The following is a 22,909-nucleotide window of genomic DNA, read 5'->3' on the forward strand; positions in this document are numbered from 1 at the left end:
AATGTCTGTAACCATGACACCTGCAGCAGCTGAACGAGTTAAATCTTTCATGCAAAACCGTGGCAAAGGACTTGGGCTTCGCTTAGGTATTAAAACTACCGGTTGTTCAGGTTTAGCCTATGTGCTTGAATTTGTTGATGACCTTAACGAAGATGATGAAATGTTCACTATTGAGGACGTTAACATCATCATCGACGCGAAAAGCTTGGTTTATCTTGATGGTATTGAACTCGACTTTACTAAAGAAGGTTTGAACGAAGGCTTTAAATTCACCAATCCTAATGCCAAAGGTGAGTGTGGGTGTGGTGAATCGTTCAACGTATAATACTTAAACTCTTTGTAACTTGATTCAATTACCGCGTTGAAAGTGCTCATTGACATGCGTCAACTCCGCGCTTTCGCCTTGTACTTGAAGCAAGTTTCTTCGAGTTTAAAACATTATATAAGGTAAAGAATAAAGTTAAACCTTTTAACACTAAGCTTATATCTCAAGCTTTAAATACTACTTTCTAGGTGCTAGCCGTGAATTATTTTCAACTATTCAACATTGAAGAGTCCTTTGATGTCGACATTTCGCAACTTTCCTCTAGTTATCAAACGTTGCAAAAATCCGTACATCCTGACAAGTTCGCTCATACTTCCGAGCAGGAGCAACGCATTGCGGTGCAAAAATCTGCACAGATTAATGATGCTTATCAAACTTTAAAAAATCCTTTGTTACGTGCTGAATATATATTGACAGAACGTGGCGTTGATATGCCAAGCGAGCAAAATACCTTTGGCGATACCAGCTTTTTAATGCATCAAATGGAACTGCGCGAAATGCTTGAAGATATAGAGCACGCGAGCGATGTTGATCAAGCATTATTAGAAGCACAGCGAGTTTTTTCAAGTGAATACCTAGAGCTTTCTCAACAGATGCGAGCTCAGATCATTGAAAATAGCGATGCATCAAATAGTGGCGCATGCGATAATTTACGCAAGTTAAAGTTTTATCAAAAACTGAACATTGAATTAGATCGTCTAGAAGATAGTTTGTTTGACGATTAACTTGGCAAGTTAATAGCTAAGTCCGAGTAAATTAGAAATCACCGAACCAAAAAACTGAGTTTAATCATGGCTTTATTACAAATAGCAGAACCTGGTCAAAGTACCGTTCCTCATGAACACAGATTAGCAGCAGGTATCGACCTTGGTACTACCAATTCATTGATCGCCAGTGTGCAAAGCGGAAACCCGCGTACTTTATCTGATGAACAAAACCGTGACATTTTACCTTCGGTAGTTAGTTACCAAACTGATAACACCTTAGTCGGTTATGATGCACAAGCATTGAGCGTTACTGACCCACAAAACACAGTGACCTCTGCCAAACGGTTAATCGGTCGCTCTTTACCTGATATTAAAAGTAAATATCCGTCATTACCGTATGACTTTTGCGGCGAGGATAATCATCCTGAAATAATGACACGCAAAGGTGCAGTAAACCCTGTGCAAGTTTCAGCTGAAATTTTAAAAACCTTAAACGCTAGAGCAGAATCTACATTAGGTGGCGAGCTTACAGGTGTAGTTATTACTGTACCGGCGCATTTTGATGATGCACAACGCCAAAGCACTAAAGACGCGGCAAAATTAGCAGGCGTTACGGTTTTACGTTTATTGAATGAGCCAACGGCAGCGGCAGTTGCTTACGGTTTAGATTCTGGCCAAGAAGGTGTTATCGCGGTATATGATTTAGGTGGCGGTACTTTTGATATTTCAATTTTACGTTTAAACAAAGGCGTATTTGAAGTGTTAGCAACTGGTGGTGATTCAGCCCTTGGTGGTGATGATTTTGATGTTGTTTTAGTTGATTATATTGTTGAGCAAGCAGGCTTAGTTAGACCGTTATCGCCATCATTAGAACGTCAATTAATGCAGCAAGCTTGTTCGGTTAAAGAACAGTTAACAGATGCTGATGAAGTTGAGATAAAACTTAACTTAGAAAATGATACTACTTGGACACAAAGCATTACTAAAGCTAAATTTAATGAGTTAATTGGTGGCTTAGTTAATAAAACCTTACGCGCTTGTCGTCGCACTTTGAAAGATGCTGATATCAGCATTGATGAAGTGATTGAAACGGTTATGGTTGGCGGCTCTACTCGTGTGCCATTAGTGCGCAGTGAAGTTGAAAAATACTTTAACAAAACACCATTAACCTCAATTGACCCTGATAAAGTGGTTGCCATTGGCGCGGCTATTCAAGCCGATATTTTAGCGGGCAATAAGCCTGACAGTGATATGTTATTGCTTGATGTTATTCCATTATCGCTTGGTTTAGAAACCATGGGCGGCTTGGTTGAAAAAGTGATTTCGCGTAACACCACAATACCTACCGCTAAAGCACAGGAATTTACTACCTTTAAAGATGGTCAAACGGCGATGGCTGTACATGTATTGCAAGGTGAGCGCGAATTAGTTGATGATTGTCGTTCGCTAGCGCGTTTTGAACTTCGTGGTATTCCTCCAATGACCGCAGGTGCTGCGCATATTCGTGTTACTTTCAAAGTAGATGCAGATGGTTTACTTTCTGTTTCAGCCATGGAAAAGTCTACAGGTGTTGAAGCGAGTATTGAAGTTAAGCCTTCATTTGGTCTTGATGATAATCAAATTTCTCAAATGATTAAAGATTCAATGACTAATGCTGCAGATGACATGCAAGCACGTATGTTAAAAGAGCAACAAGTTGAAGCGGCGCGAGTAATTGAGTCAGTACAAGCGGCACTAGTTGCCGATAGCCACTTACTTAACAGTGACGAAATTTTAGCTATTGAGGCGACTATTAAAGCGTTGAGTGATGTAAGCCAAGGTGATGATATTAAAGCGATAGAGTCAGCGCTTAAAGTCATCAGTGATAGTACAGATATGTTTGCTGAGCGTCGTATGGACAGCTCAATAAGTAAAGCCTTAGCAGGACAAGAAGTTGACAAAATTTAAATAAATTAACAACACTATTTTATAAACGCCTTTAATGTTGTCTATGTTAACCTTGTATATATTAATATCGTCAAAGTAGTATCGTTAAAATAAGATAGTCTTTAAGTTAGGCGCAAGCCTCGTAAGCAGAGAATAAATAAAATGCCAAAAATTATATTTTTACCAAATGAAGAATTATGCCCTGAAGGTGCTGTTCTTGAAGCCGAAACAGGTGAAAGCGTATTAAATGTCGCTTTAAAAAATGATATTGGAATAGAGCATGCTTGTGAAAAAGTATGTGCCTGTACAACCTGTCACGTGATCATTCGTGAAGGTTTAGATTCTATTGAAGAAAGTGATGAGCTTGAAGACGACATGCTTGATAAAGCGTGGGGATTAGAGCCAGAATCACGTCTTAGCTGTCAATCAATTGTTGGCACTGAAGACTTAGTGGTAGATATTCCTAAGTACACAGTAAACATGGTGTCTGAAAACCACTAATTAAAAATAGGTAGTGACTTAATTCACTATTATAAAAGGCCATTAACCTATTTGTGTTAATGGCCTTTTTTGATCAAGCACATAAATAACCTAATATAGTAAATATCATTTATGGAATTTACTGTACCATTTTTAGCTGTTTATATTATTTATAAAATCAATATACTAGCGCCCTAAGATAGACAAGGTTAATTATGATTTTAATTCGAGTAAGCTCGAAAACGCTTGAATTAAGTCTTTAAAAACTAGCCAGTCAGCATAGCTTAAAATTATTGGAGAAGTAAACAATGTGGATCATCTATGCATTATTAGCAGCCCTTTTCTTTGGTATACGAGGAGTAATGTACCAATGGACATCACAGAAAAACATTAATCGTAACTTAATGCTTTTCGGGGTTTTCTTTGTGGGTTGTGTGATCAGCGCCGTTGCAATGCTAGTGCTCGAACAACAATTTTATACATGGAAAGATGTTACTGTAGGCATGCTGTTAGGGTTAGGATCTTTTTCTGCTAATGCCTTTTTGCATAAAGGTTTCTCGGTTGGTAAAGCTTCGCTCATTGGGGTTTTATCTGGTTTAACGCCACTATTTGTAGTGTTGTTAGCTTTTTTAATATGGAAAGAAACATTAACCGCTCTACAATTAGTCGGTTTCGTGATCATCTTTGTTGGTCTTTATATAATCCGTTATTCAAATGACATATCTTTTAAAAACTTACAAGGTGCCCAGTGGGGCTTACTTGCGGCACTTTTCTTTTCATTTAACGACTTATTAAGTAAACAATCTACCCGCCTTGAAGCTGATCTGTTTGCAACTTTATTTTTAATGTTCGGTGTAGGCAGTTTCTTATTTGCGGCGAGTTGGTTAAAAAATAAAAACAATTATGTTATCGATGAAAATGATCAGCGTCCGCGTTGGTCAAATGGCAAAACTTTTTCTTGTGGTTTACTCGTCGGCTTGACTAACGTAGCAGGTATGATTGCAATAATCTCAGCGTTTGCAATCGGTACTACAGGTCTAGTTTCGGCAATATCAGCAATGAATATTTTAATCATTATCTTGTATTCACGTGTTTTTCTAAAAGAATCTTTTAGTCGTCAAGAGATTATAGGTTTAACCACAGCTATTGTCGGTATTTTGGTCTTACGTTTAAGCCAGTAAATCTATTACATGCCTAGCCGTTGGCTCTGGAACGTCATCCCCGAGGTGTCTTGTCGGGGATCCATTAGTTCAAATGACATAGGTTTTCGATTGGACACTTTGAAGATAATGTTTCCAGCATTTGCCTATTTTAACTCATAGAAATGTTTACTTTCTTATCTCCAATTTACAAAGATAAATAGTTAATAAGCAGGTTTTAAAAATGAAGAAAAAATTAGCAATTATTGGTTGTGGTTACTTAAGTCAAACTATCGCGATGGCCATAAAAGACGGCACGCTTTCTGGCTATGAATTAGTTGCGGTATTGGGTAGAAATCCGTCCAGAACTAAACAATTTGCAGATTACTTTAACTGTAAAGCTTGTACTGATATTAATGCTTTGCTGGCGTTAAAACCTGAATTTGTAGCAGAAGCGGCATCAGCTGAGTCAATCATTGATTACAGTGAAATAATACTTGCTGGTGGCGCTAATTTGATTGTGTTATCAACAGCGGCATTTGCTGATGCAGACTTATATAAAAGAGCTATAAAAGTCGCATCACAAAATAATAGCAAGATATATATTGCTGGTGGTGCTACGGGGGGCTTTAACTTGTTGCGAACCGCTGCATTTATGAGCCCAACGCCGATTGATGTAACAATAACTTCTAAAAAGTCACCTGGCTTTATTGCCAGAACACCTTTTTATCAAGACGGTTTGATGAACATCACTGGGCCAACAAGAGTGTTTACCGGAACCGCTAAAGAAATTATTGATATTTTTCCTTATGTTTTCAATGTTATTCACGCAACTGCGTTAGCAAGCGCAGGGGCTGAAGCGACAAAATTCAACATAGATGCTGAGCCTAACTTCAGCGGAGATGATTACAGAATTGAAGTGACAGGTGATAAAGTTGCTTTAGATTTAACGATAAAATCGGGTGATTATGCTATTGCCGCTTGGAGTGTTGTTTCAATCCTTAATAATGCAGCTTCACCGGTTGTTTTTATGTAGCCGTTATGTAGCAATAAATTACTGCTCGGCCTATATAATTACTCTCAAGCGGTTATTTTTATCGATAGTTGAATCGCATCACGTTACAATTATCGAATAAATAGCTTACGATTGATTTTTTATATTTATTAAAAGATAGTCCTCTAAGCGCGCGTAATACAAAAAATACCAAGGAAATATTATGAGTTCTGTAAAATCACGTAGATTAAGAAAAAAACTTTATTTAGATGAGTTTGCGGTAAAAGGCGTTGAAGTTGATTGTACTTTAACTTGTAAAGATGAGCCTGAATTAGCCGTAATAATGGATGACTTTTTACTTTATGTCGATTCGTTAAACTTGTTTGTTAGCGGCGGTGGTGATCTAACGACTTTGTCTGGTTTTATTTCTTCTAATGAGCGTTATGGCTCAGTAACTGAAGCTCAAAGAGCAAGTATCTCTGCTTGGTTAAAAGAGCAAAAACTAGTTGCAGAGTTCACCGTGGGTGAACTTGTTGATGCAAACTACGGCGAATAAAGAGTTATTAAACAGCTAACTTACGTAATAAAAAGTGAGTTAGCTAAAGTGATTTTCTGTAAACTTACTCACAAGCTAGTTATTATTGTTATCAATGAAATTAGTTTTAGACGTTGACTAGGTTTTATGGCTCTGGTTGTCCTTAAAATGAAATAATTCATTCGATTTTATATATGTAATAATTCCATCTTTTACTTTTGACTCTCATATAAGTTTTCATTTTTAAAGTGACCGTATCAGTTAGAGCATATGTGCGCTCTATCAACTCCAAAGAAAGTAAATCAGCCAAGGTTTAAACTTTATTGGCTTTGTGGGTATCAGATCGAAAGCATTTGAAAGTTGCATAAAAAATCCATAGTCAGTTACCTAACTATGGATTTTTATGAACATTTGCGTAGGTCAACCGAGCAATGTGTTAATTTATCGGTATTAGGCTAGAAAGCCTCCTTCAACTATTATTTAGCTGTAATTAAAATTGATAAGATACTGTCGCTTTAATGTTACGACCAGGTTCAAAATCTTGTAAATATAACTCACCAAATCTTGGGTGAAAAGACACGCCTGTTCTTGATGATTGCGAAGCGTAAAACTCATCAAACACATTATCAACACCTAAAATAAGTGATAAACCTTGTACTGACTCAGGGGCCCAACTTACATAAGCGTTATTAACAGTATATCCGTCTTTACTATTATCTAATGTTGCACCATCTAAATCGAGGTCGGCCGAAACATCATCCACAATTAACACTTCCCAATTTAATGAGAGGTTTATTGCTTCTATTGTATAGTTAACCGTTGCACTTAACGTATTTCCTTGTTGTCTATCCAGTCGAGCGCCATCTAAATCCATGTAATCATCGTAAGCACTTAATTCACTTTCCGCTGTTGAATAAGTAATTGCACCGCTAAATTGACCTTGTTGGTAATTAACATAAGTTTCAACACCTTTTATTTGCATATCACCAATATTATCTTTCCATGAAGCTCCTTCTGGAGAAGTCGCATAATCATAGATATAATTATCAATATCGGTTCTAAACAGCGTCGCACCAAGTGATATTTTACCTGATTCCATAATCGGTAACTGATATGCAAATGCTAATTCATAGTTAATACCTGTTTCAGCTTCAATATCTTCATTAGTTGTTTCATATAAACCTGAGCCGGTAAATACTTCACTAATCTCAGGCCCTTTAAATATTTCAGTCGCGCTTAACTTAAATAATAAATCATTACTTGGCTGTAGTTCTAATGCTAAAGCGAATGATGTGTTAGTAAAAGTATCATCGACGACCGTAGAATTAATTTCGTAATTATCGTAACGAACCCCTGGAATAACGGTGAACATATTATTTAGTGCAATTCTATCTTGGATATATAACGCTAAATTACTGCTTTTCTCGCTTGACTCATCAACACTAGCGGTATACTCGGCGTTATATGAAGTGTCTTGCTTTATATAATCTATACCGTAAGTTATATCTTGGCTTATAGCACTATCAAGTGATGTTTCAGCAATAACATTAAAACCTGTATTTTTAGCTTCACCGGTTACAATAGCTGCTGAATCTACCCAGTCAACATTGTCAGCCCAGCCTAATTCATCACGCCATAACTCACTTGTATTTGAATATGCTGCCGCTTTTATTAACGTTGAATCAAAGCTTAACTCATAATTCAACGTTAAGGTGTCACGAGTAAACTTAGTTGGCCAAAGTAATGGAATCTCCAAAGAATTAGTTATCGCTAAATCAGTTGCAAGGCCCATATCAGGTCGGTAGCTATAATCCCCTTCATCAGAATAAGTCTCATAACTTAATTGAATTCGTTGGTTGTCTGTTGGCTCCCATCCAAATTTAATTAATGCATCATCTAGTTTACCCTCTAGGCCTCTTACAGTCCCATCAGTTCCTTCGATAACTTCACCAGAAGAGTTAGTGATTTCACCACCACCTACTTCATAGTTGTCACGGTTTACAGCATTATAATAACCAAGGAAGTCAACACTCTCTCCGAGTAAGCCATAACCTGTGATTGAATAACTTTGACCTGAATTGTCACCTGCACTTGCTTGAACACGGCCACCAAAATTGTCATTGTTATTTAGAAGTTCTTTTGCTTGTTTCGTTTCAAAAAGCACAGAACCACCTAAGCCGCCATTGATAACAGAGTTGCTACCTACATTAATATCAACTGACTTTAAAATATCGGCATGTATTTGTAAGTTACCCATATGGTGATACATATAGGTATTTTGTTTCGCACCGTCGATTGAAATATCTAAATCTTTATCATCCATACTACGAATGGTAATACGTTGGTTTAACGAATGTGCTCCACCAACATCAACGCCTGGAATGGTACGAAGTAAATCACTAATATGATCGGCTTGTTTATTAATAATTGACTCACCTTTCAAATACATTGAAGATGAGTTAACCGCAGTATTCCATACGGCAATACGCTCAATTTCTTTTTCTTCAGAAACCTCAGCCGCCATAAGGTTAGTAGAGAGTGTGGAAGCGATTGCCAGTGCTGTGGCATGATATTTAAAGCGCGTTGATAACATAATTATTCCTGAGTATAATTTAAAAAAGTGATTGTTAATAATAATGATTATCATTATAAGTCTTTGGGGTTGACTTATTGTACAATTAAAAACAATTACCAATCGTCAAGTTCTTATTGAAAATCGTCATGTTTAATATGCTATTAATAGGAAAATAAAATGGATATTTCTTCAAGAGAGTTATCGAGAAAAGTTAGAGATGCTGGTTATAACGAGAACTATATTGAAGTGTTAGAGCCTAAAGCCAAGCAGCTTGTGAATGGCGATGTGTATTTTTCTAAATTACCGAGTGGAATTAACCTCCACTATTGCGATGTTACTGAAAATACTAGTGGGCAAAGCACAGCTAAACTAGACCCTTGTCTTAGTGTTAATTTCTTATTGGCTGGAAAAGTCAGTTTTGCACTGTCTAATAATAAATATGATTTTGAAGCGTCAGAAGAAGTAAAGAATAATAGCAGTTCTTCTGCGGTTATGTTTATTAACATACTTAATGCTAAACATGTTTTTACACGTTATTTTCATCAAAACCGTCACGTTAAAAAACTTAATATGACGGTTAGCAAATCTTGGTTATTAGAGCGATGTGGTCATGATACTGAAAATAAAGAAATAGAAAGTCTTTTTTTAAGTGCTCAGCCTGTTTATCAATGGTCATGTTCTACTGAGTTATTGACGTTAATAGAAAATTTATTTATCGACCTGAAGAACAAAACATCGAAATATCAATGGGAATTGGAGCAACAGGCATTTTCAATTTTTACGCAGGCTTTTCAACTATTACAGGTTGAAGTAAATCAAAAGGATAATAATATAGATAAAGATAAGAAAGCAGAATCAACCGATATTATGCAATCTATTAATGTATATGAAAGTAAAATAGCAAAACTGATCAAAGAAAATAATAATATAGAGTTAAGTGAAGTGTCCTCAAGCCTTGGCGCAAGTATCAGTACTTTACAGCGTTATTTTAAATCGAAATATCAATTAACCCTAAAAGAATATATTAGAAATGAAAAGCTTGAAGAAGCAAGAGGCTTGCTTATATTTGATAAAAAATCTGTCGGTGAAGTCTCATACTTAGTCGGTTATAAACACGTAAGTAATTTCTCTTCAGCTTTTAAAAAGTATTTTTCAATTACACCTGCTGCACTACAGCATGAATATAAAAACTTACGAAAATAGTGATGCTCACCTAGCCTCAGTGAGCACTTATCAGTTTATCTACTTGCCGTTGGCTTACAAACCATTATGATATTGCACATTGGTTGATGCTGGTACCAAACTCTTCAAGGTTTGTTCGGCAACTACTTGTTCGTTAGATAACTCTTTTTTATAGTGATTTACCGCGTTTGCTTCTATGGTCGGTTGAGTCAATAACAGGGCAAAGTTCTTAATTAATTCGACTCTGTCTGGCGCGGCTTTATCGCCTTGGCCAATATTGGTTAAATCAATCATAAAGCCGTCATACAGTGATGATAAATCTTGGATAACTTCAGTATTTAAAAACTGATCTTGGTTGTAAATACTCGGGTAACCGGCTTTTTGTTTATCAATAGCAAACGACTCATCTTTAAGGTTGGTAATGCTTGTAGATTTATCACAAGAGAGCATACAGCCATTATCAATACGTGGTTTTTCACAGCCTACGCTTTGCTGAAAGAAACACTGGCGGCTAGTCATTAACAATATTGGATGATAAATACTGTAGAAAAGTTTGAAGTTTTCAGGTCGAGCAATGGTTTTCATTTGCTGATTATTAATTTCGTTAGAAATAAATGCGCCGCTACAATCAAACTCTTCTTGCATCGCTAATAAAGCGTATGAGTTGGTAGTATTTAAAAATGGTCCAGCAATCCATTCTATACCTAATTCAAAGGCGCGGTTAGCAATACCTGTGTTGTTAGTGACAATAAGTTTAGGACGTACTTGCTCTAAAATATTTACCGCTACATCATAATCTTTACCAATTAATACCGATGGGAACCACGGAATTAAGGTTGGATTCTCGTTAAAGAAATCAACGTATTTAGTACAGCCGCGTTTATAGGCATCAGGTAGCTTAAAGAAAACATCGATATCTTCAGCTCCATTAACATTAAAGCCTGCTAATTCAGCAAGATTACTATCAGCTTCATCACAAATAAGTAATGATAATTTTGTTTCAGTCTCTTGTTTATCACTTTGCTTATTATTAGTTGGCTTAGGGTGACGTTTAAGTTTTGGCAACGTCACTTCTGGCAATACCTCGATACCGTCGCCAAGTATGCTTGTCAGTTTATTTTTAAGAACATTAAGCTCCTTAAAAGCGATAGTCACACCTGATGGAATATCTAATGTGCTTAACTCTGTTAAGTTAAACTCAGCATTGTTAAAGCTTTTAAAACGTTTTTCGATTGCTTCGCTATCTAAGCATTTTTTCTCGCTAGCAATCAATGAACGCTCAGTTTGTAAGGTATGTGTTTGCTCACTAACTGATTCATCAGGAAAACCTTTGTTAAGAGTTTCACTTACTGTTGCGGTAACCGTTAATGGCGCGTTAGCTTTACCTGAAAAATGCAATGCAAGCTGACGTTTTTCAATGCTCAAATATTTTATTTTATCGAGGGCATCGGCTTGTAAAACGGCTTTTTCTTGGTTGAGTTTTTCTTCAATATCGTGAATTTGCACGACAGAAATGGCGTTGTTTTTATCAAGTGCGTGATATTTAGAATTGTCTCGTGGGTTTTCAATAAACATGGATTGATTTAAATCACCACGTAAAAATGCATTTGAAAAATCACGATTAAATACTTTATAAAGGCGTTCTCCATCTTGGGTTAGTTCACCAGTTTCAACAAAACCGTCTATTTGTTTACGGAAACTATCAATAACGGTGTGAACGTAACTTGCGCCCTTTATGCGACCTTCCACTTTAAATGAATACACACCAGCTTCAATTAGCGCAGGTAAGTCAAAAAAGGCCGAGTTGTCTTTAATATTTAATGGGAATTTATTACCTGATTCGGTTGGCTTGTATTCTTCTCGACAAGCTTGGCTACAACGACCGCGGTTACCTGAGTTACCCACACTGGCAGACGTTGAATAACATAAGCCTGAAAAGGCGATACATAATGAGCCATGTACAAACACTTCGGTTAACACATCTTGCTCGTGTGAAACCGCGGTAATGGTTTTTATTTCTCTTAGGTTTAATTCACGAGATAAATTAACACGTGACACGCCAAGTTTTTTAAGAAACGGAATTTGACCGACATTGTGCGTAGTAAGCTGCGTTGAAGCATGCACATCAAGGGTAGGGAAGTGCTTTTTAAGAATATAAAGCATACCAATATCTTGCACGATAACACCATCAAGAGTGGTGTTAGCTAATTTACTTAACAGCTTAGCTAGTGTGCCAAATTCACGCTCTAAAATAATGATATTTAAGGTTAAAAATATTTCACAGTCGTAACTATGGGCAAGACGTATAATGCCAACGAGTTCATCAAAAGAAATATTAGAGGCGCGGTTTCGGGCGTTAAAGGTATCTAAACCACAGTATACGGCATCGGCGCCAGCAATAATTGCCGCTTTAATTGCATCGACATCACCACCGGGGGCTAATAATTCTATTTTAGGACTCATGCTCAACTCATTTTTATACGGGTTATAACAGATAACTAATTATCGGTTAAATTTTAAAAGGGGGATTTTACCGATATAATGCCTGAAAGAATACCGTTAACTCTTTATAAAGATATTTATATAGGTATTTATATAGATATTCATATAAAGAATTGTTTGCGCTAACCCATAACTAATACATAACAAAATAATTAATAATAGCTAGTAAAGTCAGCTCTAAAACCTAAGCGAATGGAAATACACAGTAATGCCTGAAAATGATCTTATTGATAATAAAGAGATAAATAGTCTACCTATTTTATATTCGTTAAGAAATTGCCCGTACGCCATGCGTGGACGTTTAGCTATTTATAAATCGAAAAAAACGGTTTTACTGCGTGATTTAGTGTTAACTAATAAACCGCCTGAAATGCTTGAAGCTTCACCAAAAGGTACAGTACCTGTAGTTGTTTTGCCCGATGGACAAGTTATTGAAGAAAGCCTAGATGTGATGCTTTGGGCATTAAAACGCTCTGATCCTGATGATCTTTTATATGCTTATGATGAAAATTGTTTAGCCGAAATGTTAGTGATAATTAATGAGTTTGATACCGACTTTAAGCGCGCGTTAGAAGCCTATAAATGTGCTAAGCGTTATCAAGAAACTAATGTTGAAGAATGCCGACAGGTGTGTGAGCAATATATTGTTCGTTTAGAATCGAAATTAACTGAGCATAGGTTTTTAATGTCAGAGAAAGAAAGCTTACTCGATATTGCTTTAATGCCGTTTATCAGACAGTTTGCTCGAGTTGAACGCCAATGGTATTTGCAATCGCCTTACCCAAAAGTAAGACAATGGCTCAATAGTTATCTACAAAGCCCAGTGTTTACCAAAGTAATGGCAAAACATCCTTTGTGGGTAGATAGCGGTGAAGTGGTGTTTTTTAACGGATAAATAATAGCTTGGTTATTAAAGGCGGGATTTAAGTGGGATATTAAAGATAATGGATTTCCGACAGGAAATTTCGGAAATGACGGCTGCTATTGTAGCGTTATAAGTACAAACACCTGTTTTGTCATCCCCGAGTTCTCTTGTCGGGGATCCAGTTTTTATATCTTCTTTTTTAATAGTTAAACACATGGGTTTCCGACAGGATATTTCAGAAATGACGTATTATCTTTGGGATAATTTATTAACCAATCAAACTCAATTCTTAAGCAAGTAATTCATCAACAATACGCTTTAGTAAAAAGGTTTCGCGTTCTATTGATAAACCTTTTTTAGCGCTGTTAGCAATAGTTTCTTCATTATGTTTAATCGCCTCATAAATGTTCATCCACACGGGGTGCATGCCATTATTAATTTCATGTGTTTCAAGCTCAGGCTCTTTTAATTCATCATCAATGGTGCAGATGTAGCAATATGATTGCATGTGAACTATATCAAAATCAGGTTTATACCAAGGTCTAAACTCTTCATAGCGGCCAAATGCTTTTATGTTATCAACGTTTTGTGCACCAGTTTCTTCTTTTAGCTCACGAATCAACCCCTCTATTTTACTTTCACCTTCATCAATACCACCGCCTGGTAAGCTGTAGTCGTGATAACGCTTAGTATAAAGCAGTAAAATATCTTTATCTTTAAGAATAATGGCGCGGGTTGCTTCTCGGGTAAATGTGCTGGCAGATAAGTCGGTAATGTCGGGATGAATGGTTGATTTAAGTAAATGCATAAATGAAATGACAGCTTGCTAAGATTAAGAAGTTATTTACATAATAAATGGGGGTAAATTAGTGATTATCAAGCGAGTATTTTACCGCAAGTTACTCGTTCTTTCAGAGAAATACGATAATTTATAAGGCAAGGTTACAGCTTTTAGGTAAGTGGCTTAGAACAAAAGTTAACTAATGATTAGTTAACTTAGGTATAATGCAAAAAATTTATTAAATTAGCTGTTACCTTGATACGTAAGCGCATACGAGTATTTAATAAACATTATTTAATTTCGATAACATTTACCTATAGATTAACGCCGAGAGGGTTGTCCTTTGAATAAATCTTTATCTCCACTTTTATTATCTTCTTTATTTTTAGCATCCATACTACAAGGTTGTGGTGGCAGCGATTCAGAGCCAGAAAAAACGCCCGTAATTCCTGTAGAGCGTACCTTTCATTAACCGCAGAATTGACTAACGATTGTGGCGTGGCAACAGCTTTTACCGATGTTGAATTATTATTGCAAGATGATACTTGGCAAACATTAAGTACTCATACACCAGATGAAAATGGTGTGATTAGCTTAGTGACTAGTGATCAATTTATTAATTACACTTTAGTCGCTAAAGATCAAAAAGGCAGTGACGCTGAAGGATTAAATGTTGTTAGTTTTTATCAGGCAAGCAGCGATACACCATCGCACTATCAAGCACAGTTTGATAGCTTGGTTGATAACACAACGTGTGAGTGTGTAACGCAAAATATTGAATTATCACATCGTCCTTTTGCTTCTCAAACATCAGTTACTAGCTCTTTAGCGTATAACAGCTGGCAAATGGCTGATGAGGAAATAACTTTATTTGAAGGGGTAAATGTTTGTCGTGCTATTGATGGCAGCTGGCCACTACATTCGTTCTCAGTATCAGGATTTGATAGTAACGATAAGGCTATTGCCGTAGCTGGCTTTATAGATGATTTTACCTCGAATGAAGATAACACCTGGCAAGTATCGGCTTTTGACGTTGCAGACAGTGTTGATTTACCATCTCATCAAGAGTTTAGTACCAATCAAATAATTGGAAATACAACACATTTTAGTGAGCTTGTTGCTGAAGATGTTGCAAGCTTATTAGTGTTTGATACCCATAGTTATATCAGCGAAGCCGTTTATCAATCACAAGCTAGCGTTACCTTTACTGAAAGTAATTCTATTTTTGGTAGTACAGTGATTAAAACTCATCACCAAGTTATATCGGAAATCGCACAAGAGTCTTTTGCTGTGAAAGCGAGTGAGAAAAAACCAACGATTGATGAACAGGCTTTTTCAGAAATTAAAGCTAATGGTAATTACAATTATACCGAAGTTTCAGGTTATCCGATGGCTATTATTACTTTTGAATTTACCGCTTATGATCCTGGTACACAATTATTAATGCCCGCACAATGGACGTTTTATGGTCCTAAAAGTGGTACGTTAGCAATCAGTGGTGGATTAACAGGGTATGAAGATATTATTGATATTGAAACAGATAAAAAATCGACTGATGTGTATTTAATTAAAAGTTCAGTGACTAATAATTATCAAGATTATATAAGTTATTATCAGGCAGGAAATTCTGTAAGTCAGACTTTAGATACAAGTGATGAGTTTATTCGCAATATTCATAGGGTGGAAATTGGGATTAAACTAAATTAATAAGTTTGTATACGTATTAGTTAATTAACCTACGGTTTAAACAACTTGGCTGAACGAATATTAAAAAGCCTGCATATTTGCAGGCTTTTTTGCTCAAGATAATTACCAAGTAAATAATTTAATTAATAATTTATATTACTCTTCAATAAAGCGAATAGTACCTGGGTTTAAGGTAGTAGCTAAACGGCTAATACGCTTGCTATTGGTATTAGTATCAATAATATCAACACCTGGTACCATTGGATCAGCAACACTCACCCATAAAAAGTTAGCAGCGTCCAAACCAATAAAGCTAATAGCTTCTGTACCTGTATCAGCTACACCCGTTGCTACAATATCACCCGTTGTTGGGTTAAATTCATAAATTGAACTTACTTCGTGGTATGACGGGCTATAAATTGCTTCGCTTGCGTAGAAGTAACCTTTTTCAGAGGATACAACCACACTTGATTGAATATAACTGGCAGTATTTTCATCAATATCTGCGGCGTCAAGCACTTGGCGAACACTGTAATCACCCGTGTTAATCTCTTCAATACGGCTAAATGATAAGTCTGTAGAGCCAAAGCTATTTCGAGTAGTAACAAATACTTTGTCTTCATTGCTCACTAAACTATGTTCAAGTGGGTTAACACCTGTTAATGGAATACCCTTTACGCTGTCTTCATCATTAGCATTGGTTTCTATCTCTGTGTCTGTAGCAGTATCGAATACAGCAACATAAGCAACACCTGGTGTCCAAGTATCATCTATTCTTTGCATTGCGATATATAATTTACCATCGTTAATTACCGCTGAAGAAGGGCTAGGTGTACCACTAGTGTTAGTTTCTGGTACGTAACTTGTTAAGTCTATTTCTCCTGTTTTAAAATCTTCGCTAGTTGTGGCTTGTGGATTAACAATCCAAACTTTACTAGAGCCATAGCGAATTAAATAGGCTTTAGTTTCATTTAATGATACTAAGGCATAAGTATTACGGCTAGTAGAGTCTTCTGCATCTTGTGTTGAATAAGACCAAATAAGGGTATCACGGTCAGCTTCATCAACTGCGCTGTATTTTTCAATGGTATCAATAAAGTAACGACCAATATGAAATACGTCACCTTTATAAGTGCTTAAGGTGTAATCAGAAGCATCTTTAACATAATAACCCGATGCTACTTGCTGATCTTTTGCATCAAGATAAGCAACTTCTGAGTTAGTATAATCAGGTGCTACAGTTTGCACTAAGGCAACTGACGGCGTATCTTTTACATCACCAACCGTTACTGCAACATCAATAGAGCTACTTAAAGCTCCTTCACCGTCATCCGTTGCAATGATGGTGAGGTTAAACGGACCTATTTCACCATCGTCATAATCAGGCGCTTCGTTAAAACTTAATACTCCTGACTGATCGATAGAGAATAAGTTATTAGTATCATTTAAAGATAAGGTGATAGTGTCATTATCGGCATCAGTTGCGGTGTATTGACCAACTAATACGGTATTTTCAGCAACAACAGGTAATAAATCACCTGTTAATTGTGGTGCTGTATTTTTGTCGTCTGAATTACAGGCTGTTAATAATATTGAACTAATAGCCAAGGTTAGTGGCAATAAGTTATTGCTAGTCTTAAGTAACATTTATATATCCTCAATTGAAAATTTTAATTGGATGCTTCGCCCTTGAGCAGGTCGATTAGCAAGATCTTGATATTGGTTATCAAATAGGTTTAAACAGCTTAAATGAACCGTGTATTTTTTCACTTTCCAACGCACTGATAAGTCTGTCACTGAGCGGTTGGCAGGATTTCCGGTTTTATTTTGCGTGTTATTTGTCTCAAATTGATTACTGCGATTAAAGTACAAGTCTTTATCGATATTGCTATTTATATTGATGTTCCACGCTTTGTTTAATTGATAACTCAATGATGCGCCATATTGTTGATGATAAATACCCGGCAGTTTTTTATCGTTAAAAGCAACGTATTGAGATTGGGTATCGCTATCAATTAATTGAGCGAGTAAAGAAAACGTTAATTTAGACGTTATGTTGCCACCGGCTTGTAACTCTAAACCTATTAATTCAGCATTACTGACATTGGTATAACTTCCTGTGCCACTTGAATTAAATATGGCAACAATAGCGTTCTCTAATGACTGATAATAAACAGACGAAGAAAAATTTAAAGGCATTGAAACAAAAGGTGTTATTGACTCTTTGTTTACTGAGTTTTGGTATTTTAGCGATAATGAATAAGTTTCCGCTTCTTCAGGTTGTAAATTATCATTGCCTTTAAAAGTGCCACTGTCGCCAAAAAGTTCATACAGGGTAGGAGTTCTTACACCGTTACTCCAATTGAAAGCGCTGTTAAGTTTTTTATCGCCCCAACTTAAACCAAACTCTTGTGTGTTGTAGGTTAGGTTTGAATATTCAGTATTTGCTGCGGGATTATTTATTGCTAAATGACTATTTTTTTCACTTAATTTATTCGCTAAAACGTAAGTATAAAACGGCACAGAGTCACCTTGCCAAGCCAAGCGTGCACCAACATTTAGTTGATCTTGTTTAGCTTCTGTATCGCATGTACTAATACCATTACAATCACTGCTTACACCATTTTTAGTTGAGAATGATTCAAACTCTTGGTTGGTTGCATTAATTGATGGACTAAAAGTAAAATTCCTGAAAGTAAAGTTAGGCTTTACCCCTAAGTGTTGGTTATTTGTTTTGTAGTCGCTGATATCTTCTCTGAATTGATTTGGGCTATTAATATAGCGTTCATTTTTATTATCGTTATAAAAGTCTAACTCAAGGGTATCGATATATTTTATGCTGCTGATCCAGTTGTATTGCATGCCAAACCTAAGGTTGTCTACTGCAACATTCGAGCTGTTTTTAGGAGTGTTATTCTGATAATTTGGCTGTGCTTTATCTTGTTTATTGTAATTTATATTTAAACGAAGTTGGTGTTGGTCTATTTGTGCGCTGTCATTAATAAATAAAGATATTTTTTCAAATTCATTATTTATTAATGGCTCTGTTATGGATTGGTTAGGATCATTAAAGCTTTGTGGCACAAGATAATCATAATCGTTTTCACTGGCTAAATAAGTACCACCAATAGCCAAACTATGGTGCTTAAACGCTGTGTTCTTCATTAAACTTAATTCTTGATAACCAAATGAGCCGAGAGCTGCGCTTATTTTGTAATTGCTTTTGCTAGGGTTATAAGTGTTTATTCTGATCACGCCACCAATAGGGGTTGATCCTGTGCCAATGGCTTGGTTTTTACTTATCTCAATACTTTCTATTTGCTCGGTGGGGATTTGATTAAGATCAAAACTACCAAATTGGCTATCGTTGACTAATTGCCCATCAATATAAAATTGCACTTGTTTAGCGCTTGAGCCGCGAATAGAAATTGATACAGGGTTACCTAAGCCACTTATTTGTCGAATTTGAATACCGTTAACTTGGCCTAAAATATCAGATAAATTTTGTGCTGAATCGACAAAATCTTCACGGCGCAGTATTTCATAATTACTACTGGCAAAATCATGACTATTAACTACTTCAATAACCTCAATAGATTGCTTGCTTACTGCTTGCTCTGCAGCTGTTGGAAGTGCATTAGCAGGTTTATGTAATTGTCTATTCTCATTATTCTGAGCAGCAACTTGACCTTGCATTAGCAAAGTAGCGCAGCCTAATAGTATTAATGGTGATGAAGACAACCTTGTATGATTAGTTCGATTCAACATAATTTATTTAGCAGCACCTAATGTTAATTTTTGTGTTGTTACTGTTGATGTTGAAAATAGTTTTTTACGAATATTATCTACGGCAAAACATAAACTGTCTAAGGCATTTAAACTACGTAATGTCATACGGTGTATCGCATCAGTATCGGGCTTAATAATATTATTATTTTTAACCGCAGGTATCATTGGCCAATTTTGCCAATTAAAGCTTTCTCGCTCTTTTTGGCTTTTTGAATTAGGTTGAATAATAACTTGCACCGACGCCGGTAATACTTGTTCAATGCTAATTTGCGGATAAGGGGTTAAGGCTTTTTCAAATGGATTATTAACGCCACAAATATTAAGAAACTGTTGCGGCCAACTATGTTGAGCAACGGTAGTTAACGGTCTAGACCATAATTCATAAAACCCCGTGATTTCCGTTTTGTTGTTATAGGTTTGCGTTATTGCTTTTAACTCTTTTTCAAATTCTTTAGCCACTTGCTGGCTTTTTTCACTATTACCGGTCAACTTTCCAAACAGACGAGTTTCATCAGCAATATCTTTAAACGTGTTGGGTTGAGAGTAAACAACAGTAAATCCTAGTTGCTTTAAACGCGCTAGATCGTCACTGGGGTTACCACTTTTCCAAGCGATAATGAGATCAGGCTGAAGCTCAATAACACGCTCAAGTTGTAAACGTACATAATTGCCAATGACAGGTATCTTTTTAGCTTCTTCAGGGTGATTAGCAAACGATGTTGTGCCGATTATTTGCTCACCCGCACCAATATCATAAAGCATTTCAACAATATGCGGCGATAAGGCGATAATTGTTGGCTTTTTTATTTCTGCAGAGGTTTGGCTATATGCAAACTGAGAAGTAATTACAGAGATGATAAATAGTAATGATTTCATGATAATAATGTTAATTGTTATGAGCTTAGCTCTTACCAATCAATCCCTTTTTGCGCTTTAATTCCGTTATCAAATGCATGTTTAATTGATTGCACTTCACTTACTGTATCGGCAAGATCAATAATGGCGCGATGACACGCTCGACCTGTAATAATTACGTGCTGATTTTTAGGGCGATTATTTAACGCCGCAATCACTTCCTCTAACTCTAAATATTTATACGACAGCATGTAGGTCATCTCATCTAATAACACGACATCAATATTATTATCATTCAGTAAACCTTTACATTTTTCCCAAACCTGTTTGGCTGCGGCAATGTCTTTTTCTTTATCTTGGGTATTCCAAGTAAAGCCTGTACCCATTACTTCAAATTGTACGCCAGCGTTTTCAAGTAATTGACGCTCACCACAAGCCCAAGTACCTTTTATAAATTGTGCTACCGCGGCATTTAAACCATGACCTACGGCACGGGCAACGGTACCAAAACCTGAAGTGCTTTTGCCTTTACCATTACCTGTTATAACTATTAGTAAGCCACGCTCATCAGTTGCGCTGTCAATACGTGAGTCAACTTTCTCTTTCAATTTTTGCATACGCGCTTTATGTTTGTCGTTTGCGTTGTTCTCATTACTTGTGGTGTTATCAGTCATAAGATTATCTCCAAAGTTGCGTTATAAAAAGTTGTGTTATAAATTACTCTGGCGAGAGCGATACATAATAAATAAGAAAAATAAACTGCCTAGTGCAGAGGTTATTATACCAATAGGTATTTCCGCTTCAGGTAGTGAAGAGCGGGCTACTACATCGACCCAAATAAGAAATATTGCACCAATAAGTGCACTGCCAATGATTAATTTTAATGTGGTTACGCCAATAAGCTGTCTAACAATGTGTGGGATCATCAAACCTACAAAACCTATGCCGCCACAATAGGCAACAATCGTGGCGGTAAGTGCGGCACAAATGGCTAACATTAATAAGCGCAGTTTATCGACATCAACCCCTAAACTTGCAGCACTTTCATCGCCAAGTAGTAAAGCGTCAATTTGTCTGTGCAGTGCTATGACAGTCGCTATGGCGATGATTAGCACACCGCTAATAACATAAAAGTTACTTATTTCAACGCGTGCTAAACTGCCCATTAGCCAGAAAATAACGCGGTTAGTCGCAAAGGGTTCGCCAAAATATAAAATAAATTGAGTGATAGAGCCGAGCATAAACGACACCGCAACACCGGCTAATAAAAGTTGCTCCATGTGTTGTAATACTTTGGCAATAAAAACAACAATAACAACAGAAAATAAAGCACCAAGAAATGCCGCTAAGGGGAGGGCTATGGTTAAGTTATCAACAAGAGATATGTTAGCAATAGTGGCGCCTAAGCCTGCGCCTGAAACAATACCAAACAAGTAAGGATCAGCTAGCGGGTTGCGTGTGGTGTTTTGCAAAATAGCGCCGGCAATAGCTAAACCCATACCAGCAACTAAAGCGACAAGAACGCGTGGAATACGTACTTGCCAAATGACTACGTTAGCCACTTGGTTTTGACAACTACTAAATAAGCACGACATTAAATCGTTTACACCAATATTAGCAGGCCCAAACGTAATAGAGGCGATGGCTGAAACAATAACTAATGCCGCTAAAGTAAATAAAATAGCAGGTGTTTTGCTTGAGGGTGCTTTATTGACAGACTCTTTATTCATCGGTTTGTATTTCTGCTTGCTGTAGCTGTTCTTTTAGATAAAAAGATACTCGGCTAGCTCCAGTTATTTCATCAATACCTTGCTGGCAAGGTAAGCCAAACACCGCGCTTAATTGGCTTGAAGTTAATACTTCTTCTGGTGTGCCGTCACAAATCAACTCACCTTTATTTAACAACAATAAACGTTGGCAATATAAACTGGCGAGATTGAGATCATGCACTGTCATGATGACAGTGATATTAAGCTGGTTAACGAGTTGCAATACTTGATGTTGATAATAAACATCAAGGTGGTTTGTTGGCTCATCTAGGATTAAAATTTGGCTTGATTGTACTAAGGCTCGAGCAATTAATACGCGTTGTTGTTCACCGCCTGAAAGTTTATTAAAGGCGCTGTGTAACTCGTGAGACAAGCCGACTTTGCTCAGCGCTAAAGTAATTTGCGCTTTGTCGTGGTCGTTATTAATTGAGAACAGTGATTTATGTGGTAATAACCCCATTTTCATCACATCTTCTACAGATAATGCGAAAATAGCGTCATTTTTTTGCATAACTAACGCAAAGTGCTGGGCAACTTCTTTAGCGCTATAAAGTGTGAGATCTCGACCTTTTAATTGAATACTACCACTTGTACTTACATGAGTAAGTAGCTTTCCTTGATTGGTTAAACACCGTAATAAACTGGTTTTTCCTGCGCCATTAGGGCCAATAATACCGATCACTTCACCCTTGCGAACATTAAAGTTAATATTCTGCAAAATAGATTTATGCTGGATTTTCCAGCTAAGGGCTGAGACGGTTAGCAGTGTAGACATATTTAAACTCGTGTTTTCCCGCAC

General features: G+C 36.7%; 20 protein-coding genes. 11 read left to right on the forward strand and 9 right to left on the reverse strand.

The window, feature by feature from the left end; translation table 11 throughout:
* Position 1: 1 nt before the first annotated feature.
* The 7 genes from iscA (at position 2) to KO502_RS01270 (ending at position 6,127) form a co-directional block, all read left to right on the forward strand.
* Positions 2-325, forward strand: coding sequence for an iron-sulfur cluster assembly protein IscA (gene iscA, locus KO502_RS01240; RefSeq protein WP_216020733.1), 324 nt, complete (start codon positions 2-4; stop codon positions 323-325).
* Between the two features lie 197 nt (positions 326-522).
* Positions 523-1,050 (forward strand): co-chaperone HscB, encoded by a 528-nt coding sequence (hscB, locus tag KO502_RS01245; RefSeq protein WP_216020734.1) that lies wholly within the window; start codon positions 523-525, stop codon positions 1,048-1,050.
* A 66-nt stretch (positions 1,051-1,116) separates the two neighbouring features.
* Positions 1,117-2,979, forward strand: a complete 1,863-nt coding sequence (gene hscA, locus KO502_RS01250) for a Fe-S protein assembly chaperone HscA (RefSeq protein WP_216020735.1) — start codon at positions 1,117-1,119, stop codon at positions 2,977-2,979.
* Positions 2,980-3,120: 141 nt separating this feature from the next.
* On the forward strand, positions 3,121-3,459 hold the full coding sequence (gene fdx, locus KO502_RS01255) for an ISC system 2Fe-2S type ferredoxin (protein WP_216020736.1): 339 nt from the start codon (positions 3,121-3,123) through the stop codon (positions 3,457-3,459).
* Between the two features lie 287 nt (positions 3,460-3,746).
* Positions 3,747-4,619 carry a DMT family transporter gene (locus KO502_RS01260; protein ID WP_216020737.1) on the forward strand — a complete coding sequence of 291 codons (873 nt, stop codon included), beginning with the start codon at positions 3,747-3,749 and terminating at the stop codon, positions 4,617-4,619.
* A gap of 202 nt (positions 4,620-4,821) precedes the next feature.
* Positions 4,822-5,613: an aspartate dehydrogenase domain-containing protein gene (locus KO502_RS01265; RefSeq protein WP_216020738.1), complete on the forward strand. Its 792-nt coding sequence runs from the start codon at positions 4,822-4,824 to the stop codon at positions 5,611-5,613.
* Positions 5,614-5,794: 181 nt separating this feature from the next.
* A complete protein-coding gene (locus tag KO502_RS01270; RefSeq protein WP_216020739.1) occupies positions 5,795-6,127 on the forward strand; it encodes a 50S ribosome-binding protein YggL in 333 nt (110 codons plus the stop codon).
* Positions 6,128-6,596: 469 nt separating this feature from the next.
* On the opposite strand, the gene KO502_RS01275 is transcribed toward KO502_RS01270, so the two are convergent.
* Entirely contained in the window at positions 6,597-8,699 is a 2,103-nt protein-coding gene (locus KO502_RS01275) for a TonB-dependent receptor (protein WP_216020740.1), read from the reverse strand.
* Positions 8,700-8,858: 159 nt separating this feature from the next.
* On the opposite strand from KO502_RS01275, the gene KO502_RS01280 reads away from it, so the two are divergent.
* Positions 8,859-9,884: an AraC family transcriptional regulator gene (locus tag KO502_RS01280; RefSeq protein WP_216020741.1), complete on the forward strand. Its 1,026-nt coding sequence runs from the start codon at positions 8,859-8,861 to the stop codon at positions 9,882-9,884.
* A gap of 54 nt (positions 9,885-9,938) precedes the next feature.
* Here the strand turns inward: KO502_RS01280 and KO502_RS01285 are convergent, their stop codons facing one another.
* Positions 9,939-12,326 (reverse strand): peptidase U32 family protein, encoded by a 2,388-nt coding sequence (locus KO502_RS01285; RefSeq protein WP_216020742.1) that lies wholly within the window; start codon positions 12,324-12,326, stop codon positions 9,939-9,941.
* 247 nt (positions 12,327-12,573) lie between these two features.
* Between KO502_RS01285 and KO502_RS01290 the strand changes: the two genes are divergently transcribed.
* Positions 12,574-13,260 carry a glutathione S-transferase gene (locus KO502_RS01290; RefSeq protein ID WP_216020743.1) on the forward strand — a complete coding sequence of 229 codons (687 nt, stop codon included), beginning with the start codon at positions 12,574-12,576 and terminating at the stop codon, positions 13,258-13,260.
* A 259-nt stretch (positions 13,261-13,519) separates the two neighbouring features.
* Here the strand turns inward: KO502_RS01290 and KO502_RS01295 are convergent, their stop codons facing one another.
* On the reverse strand, positions 13,520-14,038 hold the full coding sequence (locus tag KO502_RS01295) for an NUDIX hydrolase (RefSeq protein WP_216020744.1): 519 nt from the start codon (positions 14,036-14,038) through the stop codon (positions 13,520-13,522).
* Between the two features lie 316 nt (positions 14,039-14,354).
* On the opposite strand from KO502_RS01295, the gene KO502_RS17175 reads away from it, so the two are divergent.
* Positions 14,355-14,483 (forward strand): hypothetical protein, encoded by a 129-nt coding sequence (locus KO502_RS17175; protein ID WP_289846760.1) that lies wholly within the window; start codon positions 14,355-14,357, stop codon positions 14,481-14,483.
* Between the two features lie 26 nt (positions 14,484-14,509).
* Positions 14,510-15,718 (forward strand): hypothetical protein, encoded by a 1,209-nt coding sequence (locus KO502_RS01300; RefSeq protein ID WP_252730439.1) that lies wholly within the window; start codon positions 14,510-14,512, stop codon positions 15,716-15,718.
* A 135-nt stretch (positions 15,719-15,853) separates the two neighbouring features.
* On the opposite strand, the gene KO502_RS01305 is transcribed toward KO502_RS01300, so the two are convergent.
* From KO502_RS01305 to KO502_RS01330, 6 genes are read right to left on the reverse strand one after another with little or no spacing between them, the layout of a single operon-like run.
* On the reverse strand, positions 15,854-17,344 hold the full coding sequence (locus tag KO502_RS01305) for a cadherin repeat domain-containing protein (protein ID WP_216020745.1): 1,491 nt from the start codon (positions 17,342-17,344) through the stop codon (positions 15,854-15,856).
* A complete protein-coding gene (locus KO502_RS01310) occupies positions 17,345-19,465 on the reverse strand; it encodes a TonB-dependent receptor (RefSeq protein WP_216020746.1) in 2,121 nt (706 codons plus the stop codon).
* A gap of 3 nt (positions 19,466-19,468) precedes the next feature.
* The gene (locus KO502_RS01315) at positions 19,469-20,362 is read right to left on the reverse strand and encodes a cobalamin-binding protein (protein ID WP_216020747.1); all 894 of its coding nucleotides are present in this window, start codon (positions 20,360-20,362) and stop codon (positions 19,469-19,471) included.
* A 32-nt stretch (positions 20,363-20,394) separates the two neighbouring features.
* Positions 20,395-21,015, reverse strand: coding sequence for a cob(I)yrinic acid a,c-diamide adenosyltransferase (gene cobO, locus KO502_RS01320; protein WP_216020748.1), 621 nt, complete (start codon positions 21,013-21,015; stop codon positions 20,395-20,397).
* Positions 21,016-21,051: 36 nt separating this feature from the next.
* Complete coding sequence (locus KO502_RS01325; protein WP_216020749.1) at positions 21,052-22,071, reverse strand: iron ABC transporter permease; 1,020 nt, start codon at positions 22,069-22,071, stop codon at positions 21,052-21,054.
* Entirely contained in the window at positions 22,064-22,885 is an 822-nt protein-coding gene (locus KO502_RS01330) for an ABC transporter ATP-binding protein (RefSeq protein WP_216020750.1), read from the reverse strand. Before KO502_RS01330 ends, KO502_RS01325 begins: the two co-directional genes overlap by 8 nt.
* Positions 22,886-22,909: the final 24 nt, after the last annotated feature.

The organism is Colwellia sp. E2M01, from assembly GCF_018860585.1.
Taxonomy (GTDB): Bacteria; Pseudomonadota; Gammaproteobacteria; order Enterobacterales; family Alteromonadaceae; genus Colwellia.

Bases quoted from the DNA above. Each gene is read 5' to 3' on its own strand.
- KO502_RS01295 (WP_216020744.1), bottom strand. From the start codon at position 14,038: ATGCATTTACTTAAATCAACCATTCATCCCGACATTACCGACTTATCT.
- KO502_RS01280 (WP_216020741.1), top strand. From the start codon at position 8,859: ATGGATATTTCTTCAAGAGAGTTATCGAGAAAAGTTAGAGATGCTGGT.
- KO502_RS01305 (WP_216020745.1), bottom strand. From the start codon at position 17,344: ATGTTACTTAAGACTAGCAATAACTTATTGCCACTAACCTTGGCTATT.
- KO502_RS01265 (WP_216020738.1), top strand. From the start codon at position 4,822: ATGAAGAAAAAATTAGCAATTATTGGTTGTGGTTACTTAAGTCAAACT.
- KO502_RS01285 (WP_216020742.1), bottom strand. From the start codon at position 12,326: ATGAGTCCTAAAATAGAATTATTAGCCCCCGGTGGTGATGTCGATGCA.
- KO502_RS01330 (WP_216020750.1), bottom strand. From the start codon at position 22,885: ATGTCTACACTGCTAACCGTCTCAGCCCTTAGCTGGAAAATCCAGCAT.
- KO502_RS01315 (WP_216020747.1), bottom strand. From the start codon at position 20,362: ATGAAATCATTACTATTTATCATCTCTGTAATTACTTCTCAGTTTGCA.
- cobO (WP_216020748.1), bottom strand. From the start codon at position 21,015: ATGACTGATAACACCACAAGTAATGAGAACAACGCAAACGACAAACAT.
- KO502_RS01260 (WP_216020737.1), top strand. From the start codon at position 3,747: ATGTGGATCATCTATGCATTATTAGCAGCCCTTTTCTTTGGTATACGA.
- fdx (WP_216020736.1), top strand. From the start codon at position 3,121: ATGCCAAAAATTATATTTTTACCAAATGAAGAATTATGCCCTGAAGGT.
- KO502_RS01310 (WP_216020746.1), bottom strand. From the start codon at position 19,465: ATGTTGAATCGAACTAATCATACAAGGTTGTCTTCATCACCATTAATA.
- KO502_RS01275 (WP_216020740.1), bottom strand. From the start codon at position 8,699: ATGTTATCAACGCGCTTTAAATATCATGCCACAGCACTGGCAATCGCT.
- KO502_RS01325 (WP_216020749.1), bottom strand. From the start codon at position 22,071: ATGAATAAAGAGTCTGTCAATAAAGCACCCTCAAGCAAAACACCTGCT.
- hscA (WP_216020735.1), top strand. From the start codon at position 1,117: ATGGCTTTATTACAAATAGCAGAACCTGGTCAAAGTACCGTTCCTCAT.
- KO502_RS01290 (WP_216020743.1), top strand. From the start codon at position 12,574: ATGCCTGAAAATGATCTTATTGATAATAAAGAGATAAATAGTCTACCT.
- iscA (WP_216020733.1), top strand. From the start codon at position 2: ATGTCTGTAACCATGACACCTGCAGCAGCTGAACGAGTTAAATCTTTC.
- KO502_RS01270 (WP_216020739.1), top strand. From the start codon at position 5,795: ATGAGTTCTGTAAAATCACGTAGATTAAGAAAAAAACTTTATTTAGAT.